Here is a 16,920-nt window from a genome sequence, read left to right on the forward strand (position 1 = left end):
TGGTTAAATTAAATAAGCTCACAGAAGATTTGCCGTGTCTGGTATTGGCAAAATACGAAACCTTTAATCCTGGAAATTCTGTAAAAGACAGAATGGCTTTAACCATGATTGAAGATGCCGAAGCAGATGGACGTTTAAAACCCGGAGGCACCATTATTGAAGGAACTTCTGGAAACACGGGAATGGGCTTGGCTCTTGCTGCCATTGTTAAAGGCTACAAATGTATTTTTGTAATGGCAGACAAGCAGAGTAAAGAAAAAGTGGATATTCTTAAAGCTGTTGGAGCAGAAGTTATTGTTTGTCCAACCAATGTAGAACCAACAGATCCGCGTTCGTACTATTCTGTATCCAAACGTTTGGGTGAAGAAACACCAAATTCTTGGTACGTGAATCAGTATGATAATTTAAGCAATACCAAAGCACATTACCAAAGTACCGGTCCAGAAATCTGGAAACAGACGGATGGGAAAATCACACATTTTGTAGTAGGTGTTGGAACAGGTGGAACTATTTCTGGTGTTGGTAAATACTTAAAAGAACAAAACCCAAATATTAAAATTTGGGGAATTGACACTTACGGTTCGGTGTTTAAAAAATATCATGAAACAGGTATTTTCGATGAAAATGAAATATATCCTTACGTAACCGAAGGGATTGGAGAAGACATTTTACCTAAAAATGTGGACTTCGATCTTATCGATGGGTTTACTAAAGTAACCGATAAGGACGCAGCAGTTTACACACAATTACTTGCAAAAAAGGAGGGTATGTTTTTAGGGAACTCCGCTGGAGCTGCTATTAAAGGCTTGTTGCAATTAAAAGAACACTTTACAAAAGACGATGTGGTTGTGGTACTTTTCCACGATCATGGTAGTAGATATGTGGGTAAAATGTTTAACGACGAGTGGATGAAGAAAATGGGTTATATAGATTAATCTGTCATTCAGAAGAAGTGAAACGACTGAAGAATCTCTTTATAATAAAAAAACCTGAGCCACATGCTCAGGTTTTTTTATGTGTCTGTTTAACTTGTTTCATTAGATGAATACAACTAATTTAACAGGATTCAGTAATAGGCTAGAATAATAATTAAGCCAAAAATATTATTTATTTAATGGCGCACCAACTGGAATAGCACAATCGTGTCCTGGTTGTCCGTGAGCTGGATTCATACCTTGGGCAGTTTGAACAGGAGATGAAGTACCCGAATTTATTACAGGTGATGAACTTCCAGGGTTTACCATAGGTGATGAATTCGTTTTATTATTTAATGGTGCACCAACTGGAATAGCACAATCGTGTCCTGGTTGTCCGTGAGCTGGATTCATGCCTGAAGCTGTTGGAGCAGGAGTTGAAGTATTAGAAACATTATCAGAATTACCTTCTGGTACATTAATTACTTGTTTTGCCGGTTCTTCTTGTGTAATAGGTTGATCGGTGGTACTATTTGTTTTTTTAGAATCAGATTGATCGCATCCGGAAAATAAAATTATACCGAAAAATAAAATTCCTAAATAAGTCTTCATAGATTTAAAGTTTATATACCATTATAAATAAATTTTAGTTAAATAATGGTCGATTGTTTAAAGCTGCTAAGATATAACATTATAAACTTTTTTCCGTATGAACGGAAGATTACTATTTTCTAGTGCTAAATACCTATTGTAGTTATAAATCGTTACGAGTGGTCGTTAAATAGCTTTGTTTTTATGAATTGGGCTCTTAGAAATTAAATCCTAATCGTATTTCAGGACCAAAGGTATCTATATCATAAGCAAAATAATCGGTGCCACTTCCAGTTTCGTAATCTATGCCAATATATCTATAGCCAAGATTTAAGGAAAACAACTCGGAAAACTGATAGCCAGCTTCTGCCTGAATTTGCCAGGTAAACTCCGAACCAATTCCAAAACCACCCAAATCTCCTCTAAGATTTAAAAGAAACTTGTCTTTAAAAATATGTTGTGAACGAACAATAATAATGGGATCTACCCAAGTTTTTGTAATGTCTGCCTGACGGCTTTCACTGGTAAAAAGAACCAAATCAGCATCTGCACCTACACTTACCAATCTTAATCCGACACCTGCGTCAAGCATTGGTAAAATACGTCTTAAACCCGCAACCTCCCAGAGGGTTTCCTTAACGGTAAGTTCGCCACTAGTAACTAAGTGGTTTGGAGTAACATCTTCGCCAAGTTTCATGTAAACAAAGTCCGAAGTAATGGCCCAATCTTCATTTCTTGCTTCAAGATAAAGCATGGCACCCATTTTAAGATGGCTAAAAATATCACTTGTATTAGCATCCACGGCAACAGCAGGTATGTTGCGTATTTGTGTGTCTCCCTTCATATTTGGAAACATTAAATAGGGTTCTACTAAAAAGTTCCAAGAAGCATTTTTGGTTTCTGAATTGTTATCTGTGTTATCTTGGGCAGAAATAAAAAGAGAACTTAATAAGAAACAGCAAAGAAGGAGTTGTTTAATCATTTTCCAGTTTTTTGATTAATACTAAATAAGAAAGAATAAGATGGTTTGTCCGTATAAACCATTGGCGGATAATACGTTAAAGGTAAAGTAAAATTTTTATTTTATTTTATTTTTAACGATGTTTTTATTCAATTTATGGAAGATATTAGTTCACATAAATATTTAGTAATCTTATAGATATAACTTCTTTATTATGGAATGTCTCCATATAATGCCATCATATGCGTTTAAAAGTTGCAATGGCTTCTTTTATTTGAAGTCTAGCCAAATCAAGACCTTCGGTAGGCATGTTCAGGATAGACAATTCGGTACATGCAATCAATACTAATGCCTGTTTGCTGTATTTTTCTAATAATTTGGTGTAGTTATCTAGATCGATGGCCGTTTCAGAATTTGAATATATTTTCTGTCGTAAAGCATCTATAAATTCAATATCTTTTTGTAAAGGTGAGTTTACTCGAATTCCTTCCGAAGAAAAATAATTAGAAATATATGTGGAAGTCATTGTGTATTTTGAACCAAATACCACAACTTGGTTGATGTTGTTTTTCTTTAGATAGTTGATGCTTAAGGTTAATGGATGAAGTAGAGGTAAGGAAATATCCAATTTGTCCAAAGCTTCGTGTATGGTAATATTTGGAATTAAAAGCCGGTTAATTGGAAGTTTTTCCATGTAATGGATGTATTCTGAAAGCTGAGGTAGGAGTTTTTCAAAAGTATCAGGCAAATAGGGATTGATGAGGTTAAAATTTGTGTTATAAAGTATAAATGGAAAGGTGTTGTAATCTTTTTCTATCTTGTTAAATTCCGTATTTAACGCATGAATATAAAACAAGGTGCTTCTATTTCCTAAGCCTAAAATCCCAAGGGTATTCCCGTTTTTAGACATGTGCTTAGGTTTTTATTAAAATATAATCTGCAAAATAACCTTTGGAATCCAGCAGTTTGTCAACCATTTTTAATTGACTGTTTTCTAAAATGTTGTTTAATACGTCATCGTTATATTTACGAGATATTTCTGTGTGGATTTTTTCGTCCTTTTTAAAGTAGAAGGTTTTATTTATCGAATTAATTCTAACTTCTTGGTCTTTGTTGCTTACAATATAACTTCTTGCAATTCCTTCGGATTCTAAATATTCAGGTTGATGGGAAAAATCCTCTATATTGAAATTGGCATCCAATTCTTTATTAATTCGGTTTAATAAATTAAAATTAAAGGCTTTGGTAACGCCTGTTTTATCGTTATAAGCTGGTAAAACAATGTCTTTGGATTTTATTAAATCGACACCTAACAATATTTTGTCGTTTGTGTTTAAAGTTTGGCTTAGACTAAAAATAAACCGCTTGGCTTTAGTGTCTTCCATATTGCCAATATTAGATCCTAAAAACAAAACTACTTTTGGATGCTTATAGCTTTTTAAACTATCCAAAACATTAAAGTAATCACCTTGTTTTGTTGAAACTTTTAAGCTTGGAAGTTCTTCCTTTAAGTTTGTTTCTAATTTGTGAAGGGCATTTTTAGAAATATCTATGGGTAGGTATTCGAACTGGTAATTTTCATCAAGTAATACTTTAAGCAGTTCTTTGGTTTTGGTACCATCTCCAGCTCCCAATTCTATCAATTCAAAATATGCATCTGGTTTAATGCCTAAAGCTGATATGATATTTTTGGTTTGATTCTTGAAAATATCAAATTCTGCTTTGGTTAGATAATATTCTGGGAGATTCATTATTTTCACAAATAAAGCATCTCCAATTTTATCGTAAAAATATTTGGAAGGTAACGTCTTTGAAGGTTTACTAAGCCCTTCATTTATATCTGTTTTAAATTGTATATTCATAAAGTTATTTAGCTAATCGTATTCCAGAAAATTGCCATTGTGTACTTGGTGAAAAGAAATTTCTATAGGTTGTTCTACTATGGTTTTTAGAAGTTGCCACCGAAGCGCCTCTTAAAACCATCAGATTCACCATAAATTTCCCATTGTATTCGCCAACTGCTCCTGTTGCTGTTTTAAAATTAGGGTAGGGAAGATAGGCCGAGTTTGTCCATTCCCAAACCGTTCCCCAATCCAATTGATTGGAAGCAATTTCCCATTCGAATTCTGTTGGCAATCTGTATCCGGCCCAAAAAGCAAAAGCAGCAGCTTCGTAATAGGATACATGTGTTAAAATAGCTTTTGGGTTTACAGGTTGTAAGCCTGATAAAGTGTATTGATGCCAAACACCATCCATTAATTTCCAATACAAGGGACTTTTAATATGGTTTTGCTTGATCCAATGCCACGCATCATCCAGCCAATATTTAGGATCTTGATATCCTTTGTTATTTATAAACTCCATATAGTCTCCATTCGTTACAAAAGATTTTGAAACCTTAAAGGACTCTAGAAAAACCCGATGTTTTCCAAGTTCGTTGTCAAAGCAAAAACCATCACCTTCATGGCCTATGGAATAAATTCCTTCGGGAATCTCTAGCCAACCGCTAGTTTTATTTTGAGAACTTACATAGTTGGTTTCAGTAAACTTCGGATAAATGGGATTGCAAGAAAAGGTGTGTTTTAAATCGGTTATTAATAACTCTTGATGTTGCTGCTCGTGATTAATTCCTAAAACAGTCAGTTCTTCAATGGCTTTTGAACCCTTTGTCATTAAAAGGTCTTCCATGCTTTTATCCACATAAGCGCGATACTCATAAATTTTTTCAATAGCTGGTCTGGTTATTAAACCCCGATTTTTTCTTTCTATGCGCTCGCCAACACTGTTGTAATAACTATTAAATAAAAAACTATATGAATGGTCAAATACTTGGTAGTTTTTAGAATATGTTTTTAAAATCATTTCCTCAAAAAACCATGACGTATGTGCCAGATGCCATTTAGGTGGACTAGCAAACTCGGCAGATTGTGGTGTATAATCTTCTGTTTTTAAAGGAGCACAAAGAGCTTTGGTATGGTTTCTAGTAGTTTTATATAATTTTATTAAATCTTCCATAAGCTTTAAAGATAAAAGGATTTACGAAAATTAAGGTTAGAATAAGATAATTTTAACAATACCTGATGGATAAGTCTCAATAAGTTTAAAGACCTTACTTTAGAAGCATGAAAAAGCTAATTTTTTGAGGTTTTAAAAATGTAATGACCTCGAAGTAAAAGATATAAGATAATTCCTTATTTTTAGATTATGCAAGAAGCGTTTTTACATTATATCTGGCAATATAAAAAGATGGCTGTTGTAAATTTAGTAACAACACAGTTTGAAGCCTTGGAAATAATTTCGGTTGGACAGCACAATACCAATTCCGGACCTGACTTTTTTAATGCACAACTAAAAATTGGAGAGCAGCTTTGGGCTGGAAATGTGGAGATTCATATCAATTCGAGCGATTGGTTTGTGCACAGTCACGAAACAGACCAAGCGTACGACAATGTAATCCTACATGTGGTTTGGGAACATGATACCGAAATTTTCAGAAAAGACAACTCCATAATTCCTACTTTGGAACTAAAGCATGTGGCGGATAAAGACATTTATAACAAGTATACCAAACTGATGTCTGCTCAAAACAAATGGATTAATTGTGAATCGGATTTTGCTGCGGTCGATAACTTTGTTATAGAAAACTGGTTGGAGCGTTTATATGTTGAGCGTCTGGAAAGAAAATTCAAAACAATAGACAGTTTGTTGAAGGATTCCAAAAACGATTGGGAGGCCGTTCTATTTAAAATGTTGGCCAAGAACTTTGGATTAAAAGTAAATGGTGATGCTTTTTTTAGCATGGCAAAAACAATTGATTATACCATAATTAGAAAATTACAAACCAACCAAATGGCATTAGAAGCCTTGTTTTTTGGACAAGCTGGTTTGTTGGAAGAAGATGTCCAAGAAGCTTATTTTTTAGAGCTACACAAGGAATATAAATTTTTAAAACAAAAATTTCAATTGGATCAGGGGCAAGTGGTGCCTATTCAATTTTTCAGGTTGAGACCTCAAAACTTCCCAACCGTACGTTTGTCTCAATTGGCTACACTTTATAACTCTAGAATGAATCTATTTTCAAAAGTTATAGAAATGAATACCAGAAAGGAGTTTTACCAACTCTTCCATGTAGGTACTTCTGTTTTTTGGGAATCGCATTATACATTTGGAAAAGAATCGAAACCTTCATCTAAAAAAATAGCCAAGCCATTCATCGACTTGCTATTAATAAACACCATAATACCTATCAAATTTGCTTATGCCAGATATCAAGGCAAGGATATTAACGAAACCCTATTGAAATTAATTCAGGAAATTCCTTCAGAAAAAAACAGTATTGTTTCGGCATTCAATAACCTAAAAAAGGTGTCTCATTCTGCCATGCAATCTCAGGCATTAATTCAACTTAAATCGGAATATTGCGATAAAAACAGATGTCTGCAATGCGCTATTGGCAACACGTTGATTGGTTCTTAAAAGCCATTTTACTAATAATATATTGTTATAATTTTCAAGCTCATTTATTGATTTTTATAAGTACATTGCAATATGAACATTTTTTATAAAATCTTACTTTTTTTCCAGAAACACGGGTATTACGTATGCCAGAGAATTGCCGATAGATTGGGGATTAGAGCTAAAGTTGTTAGAACGTCATTTCTGTACTTAACTTTTGTAACTCTTGGATTTGGGTTTGCACTTTATCTCTTTATAGCGTTTTGGATGCATATTAAAGACTTGTTATATACCAAGCGTTCATCGGTTTTCGATTTATAAAACACCAAATGCATAATCCTTTAATCAAGTTATTAAAATCTAAAATATACACGGCTATTGTGTTGCTGATTTTATTATTGAGTGCAGGGGTAATTGGTTTTAGGGTTTTATCTCAATTAAGCTGGATTGACGCCTTGTACATGACTGTTATAACCATTACCACAGTTGGATTTGGAGAGGTGCAGCCCTTGGACGAAAGCTCTAAATTATTCACGGTATTTTTAATTTTAACCAGTGTGGTTATTGTTGGTTACGCCATAAGCGTGATTACAGAATATATTTTAAGCAAAAATAATTTTGAAGGTTTAAAACAGCGAAAGATGCAAAAGAAAATAGACAGTCTTAAAAACCACATTATTATTTGTGGACATGGACGCAACGGAAAACAAGCAGCTAAAAAACTCATGGCATACGATAAGAAATTTGTAATTATCGAACTAAACAAAGAGCTCGCCGAAAAACACCAAAATGATGATTTTCCTTTTGTTATAGGAAATGCCAATGAAGACGAGACACTTTTACAAGCTGGAATTGAACGGGCAACAACTTTAATTTCGGCTCTGCCCAACGATGCTGATAATTTATTTGTAGTACTTTCTTCTAGACAATTAAATAGCAAAATGAACATAATTAGTCGCGCATCTCAAGAAACGTCCAATAAAAAATTAAAACTTGCAGGCGCCAATAACGTCATTCTTCCAGATAAAATAGGAGGAGACCACATGGCTTCTTTGGTCGTGGTTCCTGGATTGTTGGAGTTTATAGATAATTTGTCTATCGTAGGGAAATCGAATATTAATATTGAAGAAATAGCTGTAGAGGAACTTTATAATACATCCGAAATTAAAACCATTAGAGATCTGGATTTAAGAAATAAAACGGGTTGTAGCATTATAGGTTTTAAAAACGCCCAAGGCGAATATATTATTAATCCAGAAGCCGAATTGAAGTTAGAACCTGGGTCTAAAATTATTGTTTTAGGGAGACCGGAACAAATTCAAAAATTAAATTCATTATATAATTTATAAATTTAAATCATATCACGTTAAATAAAAGATGAAACTTTAAAAAACCATTTTTTTTTAGCATCTTGCTGTCCTTAAAACCTAAAACTAACTAATAATAAATTTTTATGAAGAAAATTCTTCTTTCAATTTTCACATTAATCTTACCAATTATAATTTTCGCACAAGACTTTAACGTTGAAGGACTTGTAACAAATCCATCCAAAGCTATTAACGACGGAGCTATTACTTTAGAAGTTACAGGAGGAGTAGAACCATATACTTATAGGTGGAGCAATCAAGGAACTTCCTTAACTTCAAATAGAGCTGTAGGCTTAACGGAAGGTGTACCTTATACCGTGGTAGTTACTGATGCTGATGGGAATTCTAAAACGGCTGTTTTTACTGTAAAAACGGAAGCTATTACAGAGGTTTTTAATGGTGCCATGACACCTGCGGTTAGCGCATTAGGTTCTATATTATTCTGGGATCCTTTTGCAGCTATCGGAATTTATGACCCTGTGGTCTATGCCGATTCCAAACGAGTAGGAGTTCCAGATTGGACCAACGAAGTTGATAATAAATATGAACTTAAAACCTGGTTAAAAGGGGATGGAGTTCATGTGTATAAAGGTGAAGCCATTGCGATAATTACGGATAGAGCTGGAAAAGAAATTACTGTTAATTCTGAAGTAAACGGAAAATTAAATCATATAACCAAAGAAGGAGAGGTCATTTATAATTCTGATAACAAAAAACATGTTATAGAACAAGGAGCTCACTTTTTTGCAAATATTACCTACGATAAGCCAATTGTTTTAACGCATCCTAACGGAGATCCACTTACTAAGCCAATTTCTTTTATTGTTATTTGGTTAGTGCTTGGAGCTTTGTTTTTTACCATTAGAATGGGCTTTATTAACGTTCGCGGATTTAGACATGCTATTGATTTGGCACGAGGGAAATACGACGACCCAGATGCTCCTGGACAAGTAACACATTTTCAAGCCTTGGCAACCGCTGTTTCTGGAACTGTTGGTCTTGGTAACATTGCGGGAGTAGCAGTGGCAGTTTCTTTAGGAGGCGCTGGAGCTACTTTTTGGATGATAGTTTGTGGTTTGCTAGGGATGTCTACAAAATTTGTAGAATGTGCTTTAGGTGTAAAATATAGAGACATTTTACCTGATGGCCGTGTATTTGGTGGCCCAATGAATTATTTGCGTTACGGATTGGAGAAAAGAAATATGAAAGGTTTGGGGAAAGTACTGGCAGGAATGTTTGCTGTACTTGCCGTTGGCGCTTCATTTGGTGGTGGAAATATGTTTCAAGCAAATCAGTCTTTCGAGCAATTGGCAGGACAGTTTCCAATGATGCAAGGAAACGGATTTTACTTTGGTATTATCACAGCCATTTTAGTGGGAGTTGTTATTATTGGAGGTATTAGTAGTATTGCAAAAGTAACAGGTCGTGTGGTGCCAATTATGGCATCTATTTATATAGTTGCTGCCTTGGCCGTAATTATTATGAATATTCAAAACATAGGACCTGCTTTTTCTGCTATTTATGAAGGAGCTTTTAATCCTTCAGCTTTAAAAGGAGGAGTTATTGGCGTATTGGTAGTTGGATTTCAACGTGCTGCGTTTTCTAACGAAGCTGGTGTTGGATCTGCAGCCATTGCACATAGTACAGCAAAAACAAACAATCCGCCATCTGAAGGTTTTGTGGCTTTATTAGAACCATTTATTGATACGGTTGTGGTATGTACATTAACAGCGTTGGTATTAATATTTACAGGAATGCACGAAGTAGAAGGCATGGCTGGTGCACAATTAACTTCTGATGCTTTTGGTAGTCAAATCTCTTGGTTTCCTTATGTTTTAGCCTTGGCAGTATTCTTATTTGCTTTTTCAACCATGATTTCTTGGTCGTACTACGGAATGAGAGCTTGGACGTATTTATTTGGAAAAAGTAAAAAAATTGAGTTTATTTATAAAATGTTGTTCTTGGTATTTGTAGTTATCGGAGCATCAGTTAGTTTAGGAGCTGTTTTAGACTTTTCAGATATGATGATTCTTGCCATGTCCTTTCCAAATATTATTGGATTGTACATTATGTCCACAGAAGTTAAAGTTGATTTAGACTCTTATATTAAAAAATTAAAAGCAAATCTCCTCTATCGAAAGCCGATTGAAGAAAAGAAATAAATAATCATGAAAACACTAAAATCCCATTTCAAGTTTACTAAAGAACGACGAAATGGGATTTTTTTATTGATCCTATTTATAGTTGCATTACAAGTTATTTACTTTTTTGTAAGTTTTTCTTCGGAAGAGATCCAAATAAATCAAAACGAGTTGGAAATCTTTCAAAATGAAATTGATTCTCTTCGTTTGGCTGAAATTGAAAGTAGGAAGCCAAAAATATATCCCTTCAATCCTAATTACATTACCGACTATAAGGGGTACACCTTAGGAATGACCAATGAAGAAATAGATAGGTTGTTGGCTTTTAGAAAACAGGATAAATGGATCAATTCTGCTAAAGAATTTCAGCAAGTTACAGGGGTATCAGATTCTTTGTTAGCCATACTTTCCCCTCATTTTAAATTTCCTGATTGGGTAACTAATCCGAAACCAAAAACGGAGTATTCATTTAAAAACAACGATCAGCCAAAAACCTTCGAACAAAAACAAGATTTGAATACGGCTTCAGCTTCACAATTGCAAAAAGTAAATGGTATAGGCGAAGGGTATTCAAAACGAATTATAGCTTATAGAGATAAATATGGAGGCTTTATCGCAGATGTTCAGTTGCAGGAAATTTATGGATTGTCGCCCGAAGTTATTGAACGCCTTAAGGAGCACTTCACAGTAAAAACTCCAAAACATGTTGAAAAAATCAGTTTAAATTCGGCAACCATCGAGGAGTTGGTAACCATTCAGTATATAGACTATGAAATTGCTCATCATATTACAGAGCAACGAACTTTAAGAGAAGGATATAATTCGCTAGATGAGTTATTAAAAGTTAAAAGCTTCCCATCGAACAAAATTGAGATAATTAAATTATATTTGAAGCTCAATTAATAAAGAAAAAAAGGTATGAATAGTATGTACTTCACAGAAGAACATCAAATGTTTAGAGAAAGTCTAAAAGATTTTTTACAGAAAGAAGTTGTTCCGCATATTGAAAAATGGGAAAAGACTGGAACGGTAGAACGTTTTATTTGGAAAAAATTTGGAGACATGGGATTTTTTGGTCTAGCCTATCCTGAAGAATATGGCGGACTGAATCTAGATTTATTTTACACAGTAATATTTTTAGAAGAACTCCAAAAAATTAACTCAGGTGGTTTTGCAGCAAACATGTGGGCTCATGCCTATTTAGCCATGACACATGTAAACAAGGAAGGAAGTCATGAGATAAAAGAAAAATATTTAACTCCAAGTATTGCTGGAGATAAAATTGGTTGCTTGTGCATTACAGAACCTTTTGGTGGAAGTGATGTTGCTGGAATGAGAACTACCGCCATTAAAAAAGGAGATACCTATGTTATAAATGGTTCAAAAACGTTTATAACCAATGGTGTTTATAGCGACTATTTAGTGGTTGCAGCCAAAACAGATCCAGATGCAGGACATAACGGAATGAGTATTTTTATCATGGATAGAGATACGCCTGGAATTTCGGCAACTAAATTGGATAAATTAGGTTGGAGAGCTAGTGATACGGCAGAAATTGCTTTCGATAATGTCACTATTCCCGCAAGTAATTTAATGGGTGAAGAAGGGAAAGGTTTTCCATACATCATGCAGCATTTTGCTTTAGAACGCTTGATTATGGGAATTAATGCACACGCCAGAGCAGAGTTTGCATTGGATTATGCCAAACAATATATGAGCGAGCGTACAGCCTTTGGAAAAACCATCAATAAGTTCCAAGCGTTAAGACATAGATTTGCAGATTTGTATGCAGATATGGAAATTTGTAGAGAATTCAATTATTCTGTAGCTTTCAGACTCAATAGAGGTGAATATGTTGTAAAACAAGCCACGATGTCTAAATTAAAATCAACTAAAATGGCAGACGAAGTTATTTACGACTGTCTTCAATTTTTAGGAGGTTACGGCTATATGGAAGAATATCCAATGGCAAGATTACTTCGCGATAGCAGATTAGGTCCTATTGGTGGAGGTACATCAGAAATACTACGTGAAATCTTGGCTAAAATGATTTTAGACGATAAAAACTATAAACCTGCTACCTAACTTTTAAGTTATCCTTTTATGAAGCCTCAATTTATCAAACTTATTTTCGGAACCCTTGTGCTTTTATGTGGGTTTTCGTCATTTTCACAAACCGAGTTAAAAAACTCTGTCTTGGATGCAGAATCCTTTCAACCTTTGGAAAGTGCCAGTGTGTATGTTAAAAACACAACTATTGGTACCATAACCAATGCAGATGGTAAGTTTGTTTTGGTGGTGCCAGATAAATTTAAAAGCGATACCTTAGTAGTGTCTTCCATTGGTTTTAAAAGCTATAAAGTTCCAGTCAACGAATTCGATAGTTCTTTTGATGTGTACTTAGAACCCGATGTGGCTTCTTTGGACGAAATTCTTCTTGTGGCAGATTCAAGACCAAAAACAGGAAACGATATCATGCTTCGAGCGTTAGAAAGATTGCCGGAAAACCTTCCGGAATCGGCTTATATGGAAAAAGGTTTTGTAAGACATAAAGAGCGTAACAAAAGGGAGTTTAAATGGTTGGTTGAAGGCGCTATCACACTCTACGATTCCAGTTACCAAACAAACACCTCCAAATTCCTTAAGATTAATGTCGATGAGGTTAGAAAAAGTTACGATTTAAGAGATATAGATAGTTTATTAACCTATACCGCTTACCTTAAAGATAGGTCTAATAATAGAAACTTAAAATCCAGTAACTTACGAAGAGACACGATTAGAACATCTTCTTTGGTAAAAGCCATTAAATGGAATGATACTCGAATTAACGGCTTGGAAAATTTATTTCAGGGCAAGTTGAATCTTGTTAGAAACTCCAATAAACCAAGAGCCTTATTCAACGAGAACATGTTAGACCAACATTTGTTTTCTTTAGATACTGTTTTGGTGGATAACGATAGAAAAATTTACAAGATTAAAATTTCCGAAGGAAAGGACTATATCAATCTAGAGACCAAGGGTATTTACAACGACGGGTATATAGCTAATGGCTGGATTTATATTTATTGGGATACCTATGCCATTAAAAGAATTGAATACGAATTAATAGCCGCATCCAGTGCTCAAAAAAGCAGAAGTAAAACACTTTTTGGAACTCAAACTAACCATAAGTTAGTCATTAATTATATGGAGTATCAAGACAAAATGTACCCTAGTTATATTTATTATGAAACTCCAAAACTTGTAAATGTAGGTTCTAAAGTTGCAACGGGTGTTAAAGGAGTAGTGGAAGATAGCGATCCAGAAGAACGTTATTATTACACGGTTCAGGAAATTTTATTTACTGAGATTATACTAGATAAAGATCAAATTAATGCGGCCTTAAATAGTACCTGGGATCCAGATATTTTCAAGTCAAGACTTTATAATAGAGCCTTTTGGAAAAATTACAATACCTTATTGGAAAGTGAGGAAGAAGAAAAACTTATTCAGGATTTAACAAAGCGTTCTTCACTGTATAAAGAATAAAAGAAACCCTATTTAAATATTACATAAACAATAAGAATTTGTTATTCAATGTTTTATGATGCGTTGCAGCCTCTTTTTTATAATTGAATAAAACTTTATAATAATTTTCAAACTTTTGGTTGCCCATTCTAAAATAGTTTTTATATTTGCGCCTTGAAAATCTAAAAGAGAGGAGGTTAAGATACTATGTTAATAATACCAATTAAAGAAGGAGAAAATATAGATAGAGCGTTAAAGCGTTATAAGAGAAAGTTTGATAAAACCGGAACTAAACGTGCGTTGCAAACTCGTAAGCAGTTTGACAAGCCTTCTGTTCTTAAAAGAGCACGGAATCAAAAAGCGCAATATATCCAACGTTTAAGAGATCAAGAGAATATCTAATCTCGATATTTGTTAAATCCAAAAAAATCCTGTTCAACCAGAGCTCAAGCTATGGTTAACAGGATTTTTCTTGTTTAATGGTTTGCTTCTTTTTAAATTCAATATATTTACTTTACAATACAAACCTACTATGCCTTTTAAAGCGTTTATAGATTATTTACTACTAGAAAAGAACTACTCGAAGCTCACTATAAAAGCGTATCAGAACGATTTAAATGAATTCTCAGATTTCATTAAATTGGAGTTTGATAGCGATTCTATTGAAGCCGTTAATTATCCCCAAATTAGAAGTTGGATTGTAAGTTTGGTAGAAAGAAGTATTTCCAATAGAAGTATTAATAGGAAGGTTTCTGCATTAAATTCCTATTATAAATTCTTATTAAAAATTGAAAGTATTCAAGCCAATCCTTTGGCCAAACACAGAGCCTTAAAAACCAGCTCGAAAATTCAGGTTCCATTTTCAGAAAACGAAATCACAACAGTTTTGGATGAGCTTTATTTTGAGAATAATTTTGAAGGTGTTAGAAACAAATTAATTATCGAGCTTTTTTATTCCACTGGAATTAGAAGAATTGAATTGATAGATCTTAAACTAAGGGACGTCGATTTTTCCAACCAAACATTAAAGGTCTTGGGCAAAAGAAACAAAGAGCGATTTGTGCCCTTGTTGCCTAAAGTTATAGAGTCGATTAAAGGTTACATGGATTGCAGAAACAAACTAGAAATCATAACAAATTCTGAAGCTTTGTTTTTAACCAAAAAAGGAGTTAAAATTTATGAAACACTTGTTTACCGAATAATTAATGAGTATTTTAGTTTGGCATCTAGTAAGGTAAAAAAGAGTCCTCATATATTAAGGCATTCGTTTGCAACTCATTTACTAAGCCAAGGTGCAGATTTAAATGCTGTTAAAGAACTTTTAGGACATTCGAGTTTGGCTGCAACACAAGTTTATACTCACAACAGTATATCCGAATTAAAAAAAGTGTATCTAAATACGCATCCAAGAAGTAAAAAGTAAAACAGTACAATCTATTGTATAACCAAAAACAAAAGAAGTATGAAAGTAAACACGCAATCAGTCAATTTTACCGCCGACAAGAAATTGATAGACTTTATTCAAAAGCGTATGGATAAGTTAGATTTATTTTATGACAAAGTAATTAGTTCAGATGTTTATTTAAAACTAGAAAACACAAGCGATAAGGAAAATAAAATTTTTGAAGCTCGCGTAAATGTTCCGGGAGATAGTTTGGTAGTAAAAAAGCAATGTAAAACATTTGAAGAGGGAGCAGATATGGCAGTTGCTTCATTAGAAAGACAATTAAAAAAACGAAAAGAGAAATTAAGAGCACATTTATAATAAATTTTTCGAAGAAAATGTTTTGAAAAAGAAAATAAATCTATACATTTGCAGTCCGTTAGAAATAGCGGGCTTTTTTTTGTGTTAAAAAAGGTATACAAGCCGATGTAGCTCAGCTGGCTAGAGCAGCTGATTTGTAATCAGCAGGTCGTGGGTTCGAGTCCCTCCATCGGCTCTTAAAATTCCTGCGAAGGCAGGAATCTCAAAAAGCAGTAATACATTTTTTGAGAAAGTTCATGAAAATATTGAAAGTAAGATTTGGAATTTAATTTTTTATAATGAAAATTTCGAATTGTTTGGGGAGATACTCAAGCGGCCAACGAGGGCAGACTGTAAATCTGCTGACTACGTCTTCGCAGGTTCGAATCCTGCTCTCCCCACAAAACTTTTAAATAAGTAGTTGTCAAAAGCTCGCTTTTGTAAAACTGCGTTTTAAAAGTTTTAGTAAGGGGTCACCCTTACGGATCAACGAGCGTAGCGAGTTAATCCACAATAGTATGAGAGAGCTTTTAAAGCTCGCTTTTGTAAAACTGCGTTTTAAAAGTTTTAGTAAGGGGTCACCCTTACGGATCAACGAGCATAGCGAGTTAATCCTAAATAATATGAAAAAATGCTCAATAAGGAATTGTCCTTATTAAGCACGCCTAGCGAAAGCAGGGAGATTAATTGAAATGTTGAAAACCTTTCATTTTTTCTAAAACAATAGATTCTATTCGATGGAATTTTAAGTTTAGAAATTTATGATAAACGCGAGAGTAGCTCAGTTGGTAGAGCGTCAGCCTTCCAAGCTGAATGTCGCCGGTTCGAACCCGGTCTCTCGCTCTAATATTTACGAGTTATACGAAATGCGATTTTCAAATCGTAAATCAAAAGTCGGCAATCGTAAATGAAACGCCGGTGTAGCTCAGGGGTAGAGCGTTTCCTTGGTAAGGAAGAGGTCACGAGTTCAATTCTCGTCATTGGCTCTTTTAAAGCTTAATTAAAGTAGAATACACTAATATTATTATATAACTAAGAATAAATTTTTTAAAACATGGCAAAGGCAACTTTCGATCGTTCAAAACCACATTTAAATATCGGTACAATTGGACACGTAGATCACGGAAAAACAACCACGACTGCAGCTATTACAAAAGTATTAGCTGATGCAGGTTATTCAGAAGCAAGATCATTTGATCAAATTGATAATGCTCCAGAAGAAAAAGAAAGAGGTATTACA

General features: G+C 34.1%; 17 protein-coding genes and 4 tRNA genes. 16 read left to right on the forward strand and 5 right to left on the reverse strand.

Translation table 11 applies throughout. From position 1 onward, the window contains the following. Positions 1-935 (forward strand): PLP-dependent cysteine synthase family protein (locus VKY47_RS00020; protein WP_324309192.1); only part of this gene is annotated, 935 nt, incomplete at its 5' end. 168 nt (positions 936-1,103) lie between these two features. Here VKY47_RS00020 and VKY47_RS00025 read toward each other — a convergent pair. The 5 genes from VKY47_RS00025 to egtB all read right to left on the reverse strand — a co-directional run bounded on the left by VKY47_RS00025 (position 1,104) and on the right by egtB (position 5,481). Continuing rightward, positions 1,104-1,526: a hypothetical protein gene (locus VKY47_RS00025; protein WP_324309194.1), complete on the reverse strand. Its 423-nt coding sequence runs from the start codon at positions 1,524-1,526 to the stop codon at positions 1,104-1,106. 196 nt (positions 1,527-1,722) lie between these two features. Next, positions 1,723-2,487, reverse strand: coding sequence for an outer membrane protein (locus VKY47_RS00030; protein ID WP_324309195.1), 765 nt, complete (start codon positions 2,485-2,487; stop codon positions 1,723-1,725). A gap of 217 nt (positions 2,488-2,704) precedes the next feature. Then, on the reverse strand, positions 2,705-3,376 hold the full coding sequence (locus VKY47_RS00035) for an aspartate/glutamate racemase family protein (RefSeq protein ID WP_324309197.1): 672 nt from the start codon (positions 3,374-3,376) through the stop codon (positions 2,705-2,707). Between the two features lie 4 nt (positions 3,377-3,380). Beyond that, complete coding sequence (locus VKY47_RS00040) at positions 3,381-4,328, reverse strand: L-histidine N(alpha)-methyltransferase (protein WP_324309199.1); 948 nt, start codon at positions 4,326-4,328, stop codon at positions 3,381-3,383. Positions 4,329-4,332: 4 nt separating this feature from the next. Continuing rightward, positions 4,333-5,481 (reverse strand): ergothioneine biosynthesis protein EgtB, encoded by a 1,149-nt coding sequence (egtB, locus tag VKY47_RS00045; protein WP_324309201.1) that lies wholly within the window; start codon positions 5,479-5,481, stop codon positions 4,333-4,335. A gap of 189 nt (positions 5,482-5,670) precedes the next feature. Here egtB and VKY47_RS00050 point away from each other — a divergent pair, with 189 nt between their 5' ends. From VKY47_RS00050 to VKY47_RS00120, 15 genes are all read left to right on the forward strand, one after another. Further along, complete coding sequence (locus VKY47_RS00050) at positions 5,671-6,942, forward strand: DUF2851 family protein (protein WP_324309203.1); 1,272 nt, start codon at positions 5,671-5,673, stop codon at positions 6,940-6,942. Between the two features lie 72 nt (positions 6,943-7,014). After that, positions 7,015-7,242: a PspC domain-containing protein gene (locus tag VKY47_RS00055; protein ID WP_324309205.1), complete on the forward strand. Its 228-nt coding sequence runs from the start codon at positions 7,015-7,017 to the stop codon at positions 7,240-7,242. Positions 7,243-7,250: 8 nt separating this feature from the next. After that, the gene (locus tag VKY47_RS00060; RefSeq protein WP_324309206.1) at positions 7,251-8,270 is read left to right on the forward strand and encodes a potassium channel family protein; all 1,020 of its coding nucleotides are present in this window, start codon (positions 7,251-7,253) and stop codon (positions 8,268-8,270) included. A gap of 104 nt (positions 8,271-8,374) precedes the next feature. Next, positions 8,375-10,450: an amino acid carrier protein gene (locus VKY47_RS00065; protein ID WP_324309207.1), complete on the forward strand. Its 2,076-nt coding sequence runs from the start codon at positions 8,375-8,377 to the stop codon at positions 10,448-10,450. Positions 10,451-10,456: 6 nt separating this feature from the next. Continuing rightward, positions 10,457-11,332, forward strand: a complete 876-nt coding sequence (locus VKY47_RS00070; protein ID WP_324309208.1) for a ComEA family DNA-binding protein — start codon at positions 10,457-10,459, stop codon at positions 11,330-11,332. Between the two features lie 15 nt (positions 11,333-11,347). Continuing rightward, positions 11,348-12,514: an acyl-CoA dehydrogenase family protein gene (locus tag VKY47_RS00075; RefSeq protein WP_324309209.1), complete on the forward strand. Its 1,167-nt coding sequence runs from the start codon at positions 11,348-11,350 to the stop codon at positions 12,512-12,514. A gap of 18 nt (positions 12,515-12,532) precedes the next feature. Then, positions 12,533-13,957, forward strand: coding sequence for a carboxypeptidase-like regulatory domain-containing protein (locus tag VKY47_RS00080; protein ID WP_324309210.1), 1,425 nt, complete (start codon positions 12,533-12,535; stop codon positions 13,955-13,957). A 186-nt stretch (positions 13,958-14,143) separates the two neighbouring features. Then, complete coding sequence (gene rpsU / locus VKY47_RS00085; RefSeq protein WP_324309211.1) at positions 14,144-14,338, forward strand: 30S ribosomal protein S21; 195 nt, start codon at positions 14,144-14,146, stop codon at positions 14,336-14,338. Between the two features lie 130 nt (positions 14,339-14,468). Then, positions 14,469-15,359 (forward strand): tyrosine-type recombinase/integrase, encoded by an 891-nt coding sequence (locus VKY47_RS00090; protein WP_324309212.1) that lies wholly within the window; start codon positions 14,469-14,471, stop codon positions 15,357-15,359. Positions 15,360-15,398: 39 nt separating this feature from the next. Further along, positions 15,399-15,701, forward strand: coding sequence for a ribosome hibernation-promoting factor, HPF/YfiA family (hpf, locus tag VKY47_RS00095; protein WP_324309213.1), 303 nt, complete (start codon positions 15,399-15,401; stop codon positions 15,699-15,701). 101 nt (positions 15,702-15,802) lie between these two features. Beyond that, a tRNA-Thr gene (locus VKY47_RS00100) sits at positions 15,803-15,876 on the forward strand. A gap of 123 nt (positions 15,877-15,999) precedes the next feature. Then, a tRNA-Tyr gene (locus VKY47_RS00105) sits at positions 16,000-16,081 on the forward strand. A gap of 369 nt (positions 16,082-16,450) precedes the next feature. Beyond that, positions 16,451-16,523: transfer RNA gene (locus tag VKY47_RS00110), tRNA-Gly, on the forward strand. 71 nt (positions 16,524-16,594) lie between these two features. After that, a tRNA-Thr gene (locus VKY47_RS00115) sits at positions 16,595-16,666 on the forward strand. A 68-nt stretch (positions 16,667-16,734) separates the two neighbouring features. Continuing rightward, the coding region (locus VKY47_RS00120) for a GTP-binding protein (RefSeq protein ID WP_324309214.1) at positions 16,735-16,920 on the forward strand (186 nt) is incomplete at its 3' end.

The sequence above is a fragment of the Xanthomarina sp. genome (genome assembly GCF_035306705.1).
In the GTDB taxonomy this organism is placed as follows: Bacteria; Bacteroidota; Bacteroidia; order Flavobacteriales; family Flavobacteriaceae; genus Xanthomarina.

Excerpts from the sequence above, each read along its gene's own strand:
- VKY47_RS00035 (WP_324309197.1), bottom strand. The coding sequence starts at position 3,376 with ATGTCTAAAAACGGGAATACCCTTGGGATTTTAGGCTTAGGAAATAGA.
- rpsU (WP_324309211.1), top strand. The coding sequence starts at position 14,144 with ATGTTAATAATACCAATTAAAGAAGGAGAAAATATAGATAGAGCGTTA.
- VKY47_RS00080 (WP_324309210.1), top strand. The coding sequence starts at position 12,533 with ATGAAGCCTCAATTTATCAAACTTATTTTCGGAACCCTTGTGCTTTTA.
- VKY47_RS00030 (WP_324309195.1), bottom strand. The coding sequence starts at position 2,487 with ATGATTAAACAACTCCTTCTTTGCTGTTTCTTATTAAGTTCTCTTTTT.
- VKY47_RS00065 (WP_324309207.1), top strand. The coding sequence starts at position 8,375 with ATGAAGAAAATTCTTCTTTCAATTTTCACATTAATCTTACCAATTATA.
- VKY47_RS00090 (WP_324309212.1), top strand. The coding sequence starts at position 14,469 with ATGCCTTTTAAAGCGTTTATAGATTATTTACTACTAGAAAAGAACTAC.
- VKY47_RS00070 (WP_324309208.1), top strand. The coding sequence starts at position 10,457 with ATGAAAACACTAAAATCCCATTTCAAGTTTACTAAAGAACGACGAAAT.
- VKY47_RS00055 (WP_324309205.1), top strand. The coding sequence starts at position 7,015 with ATGAACATTTTTTATAAAATCTTACTTTTTTTCCAGAAACACGGGTAT.
- VKY47_RS00075 (WP_324309209.1), top strand. The coding sequence starts at position 11,348 with ATGAATAGTATGTACTTCACAGAAGAACATCAAATGTTTAGAGAAAGT.
- VKY47_RS00050 (WP_324309203.1), top strand. The coding sequence starts at position 5,671 with ATGCAAGAAGCGTTTTTACATTATATCTGGCAATATAAAAAGATGGCT.
- egtB (WP_324309201.1), bottom strand. The coding sequence starts at position 5,481 with ATGGAAGATTTAATAAAATTATATAAAACTACTAGAAACCATACCAAA.
- VKY47_RS00025 (WP_324309194.1), bottom strand. The coding sequence starts at position 1,526 with ATGAAGACTTATTTAGGAATTTTATTTTTCGGTATAATTTTATTTTCC.
- VKY47_RS00040 (WP_324309199.1), bottom strand. The coding sequence starts at position 4,328 with ATGAATATACAATTTAAAACAGATATAAATGAAGGGCTTAGTAAACCT.
- hpf (WP_324309213.1), top strand. The coding sequence starts at position 15,399 with ATGAAAGTAAACACGCAATCAGTCAATTTTACCGCCGACAAGAAATTG.
- VKY47_RS00060 (WP_324309206.1), top strand. The coding sequence starts at position 7,251 with ATGCATAATCCTTTAATCAAGTTATTAAAATCTAAAATATACACGGCT.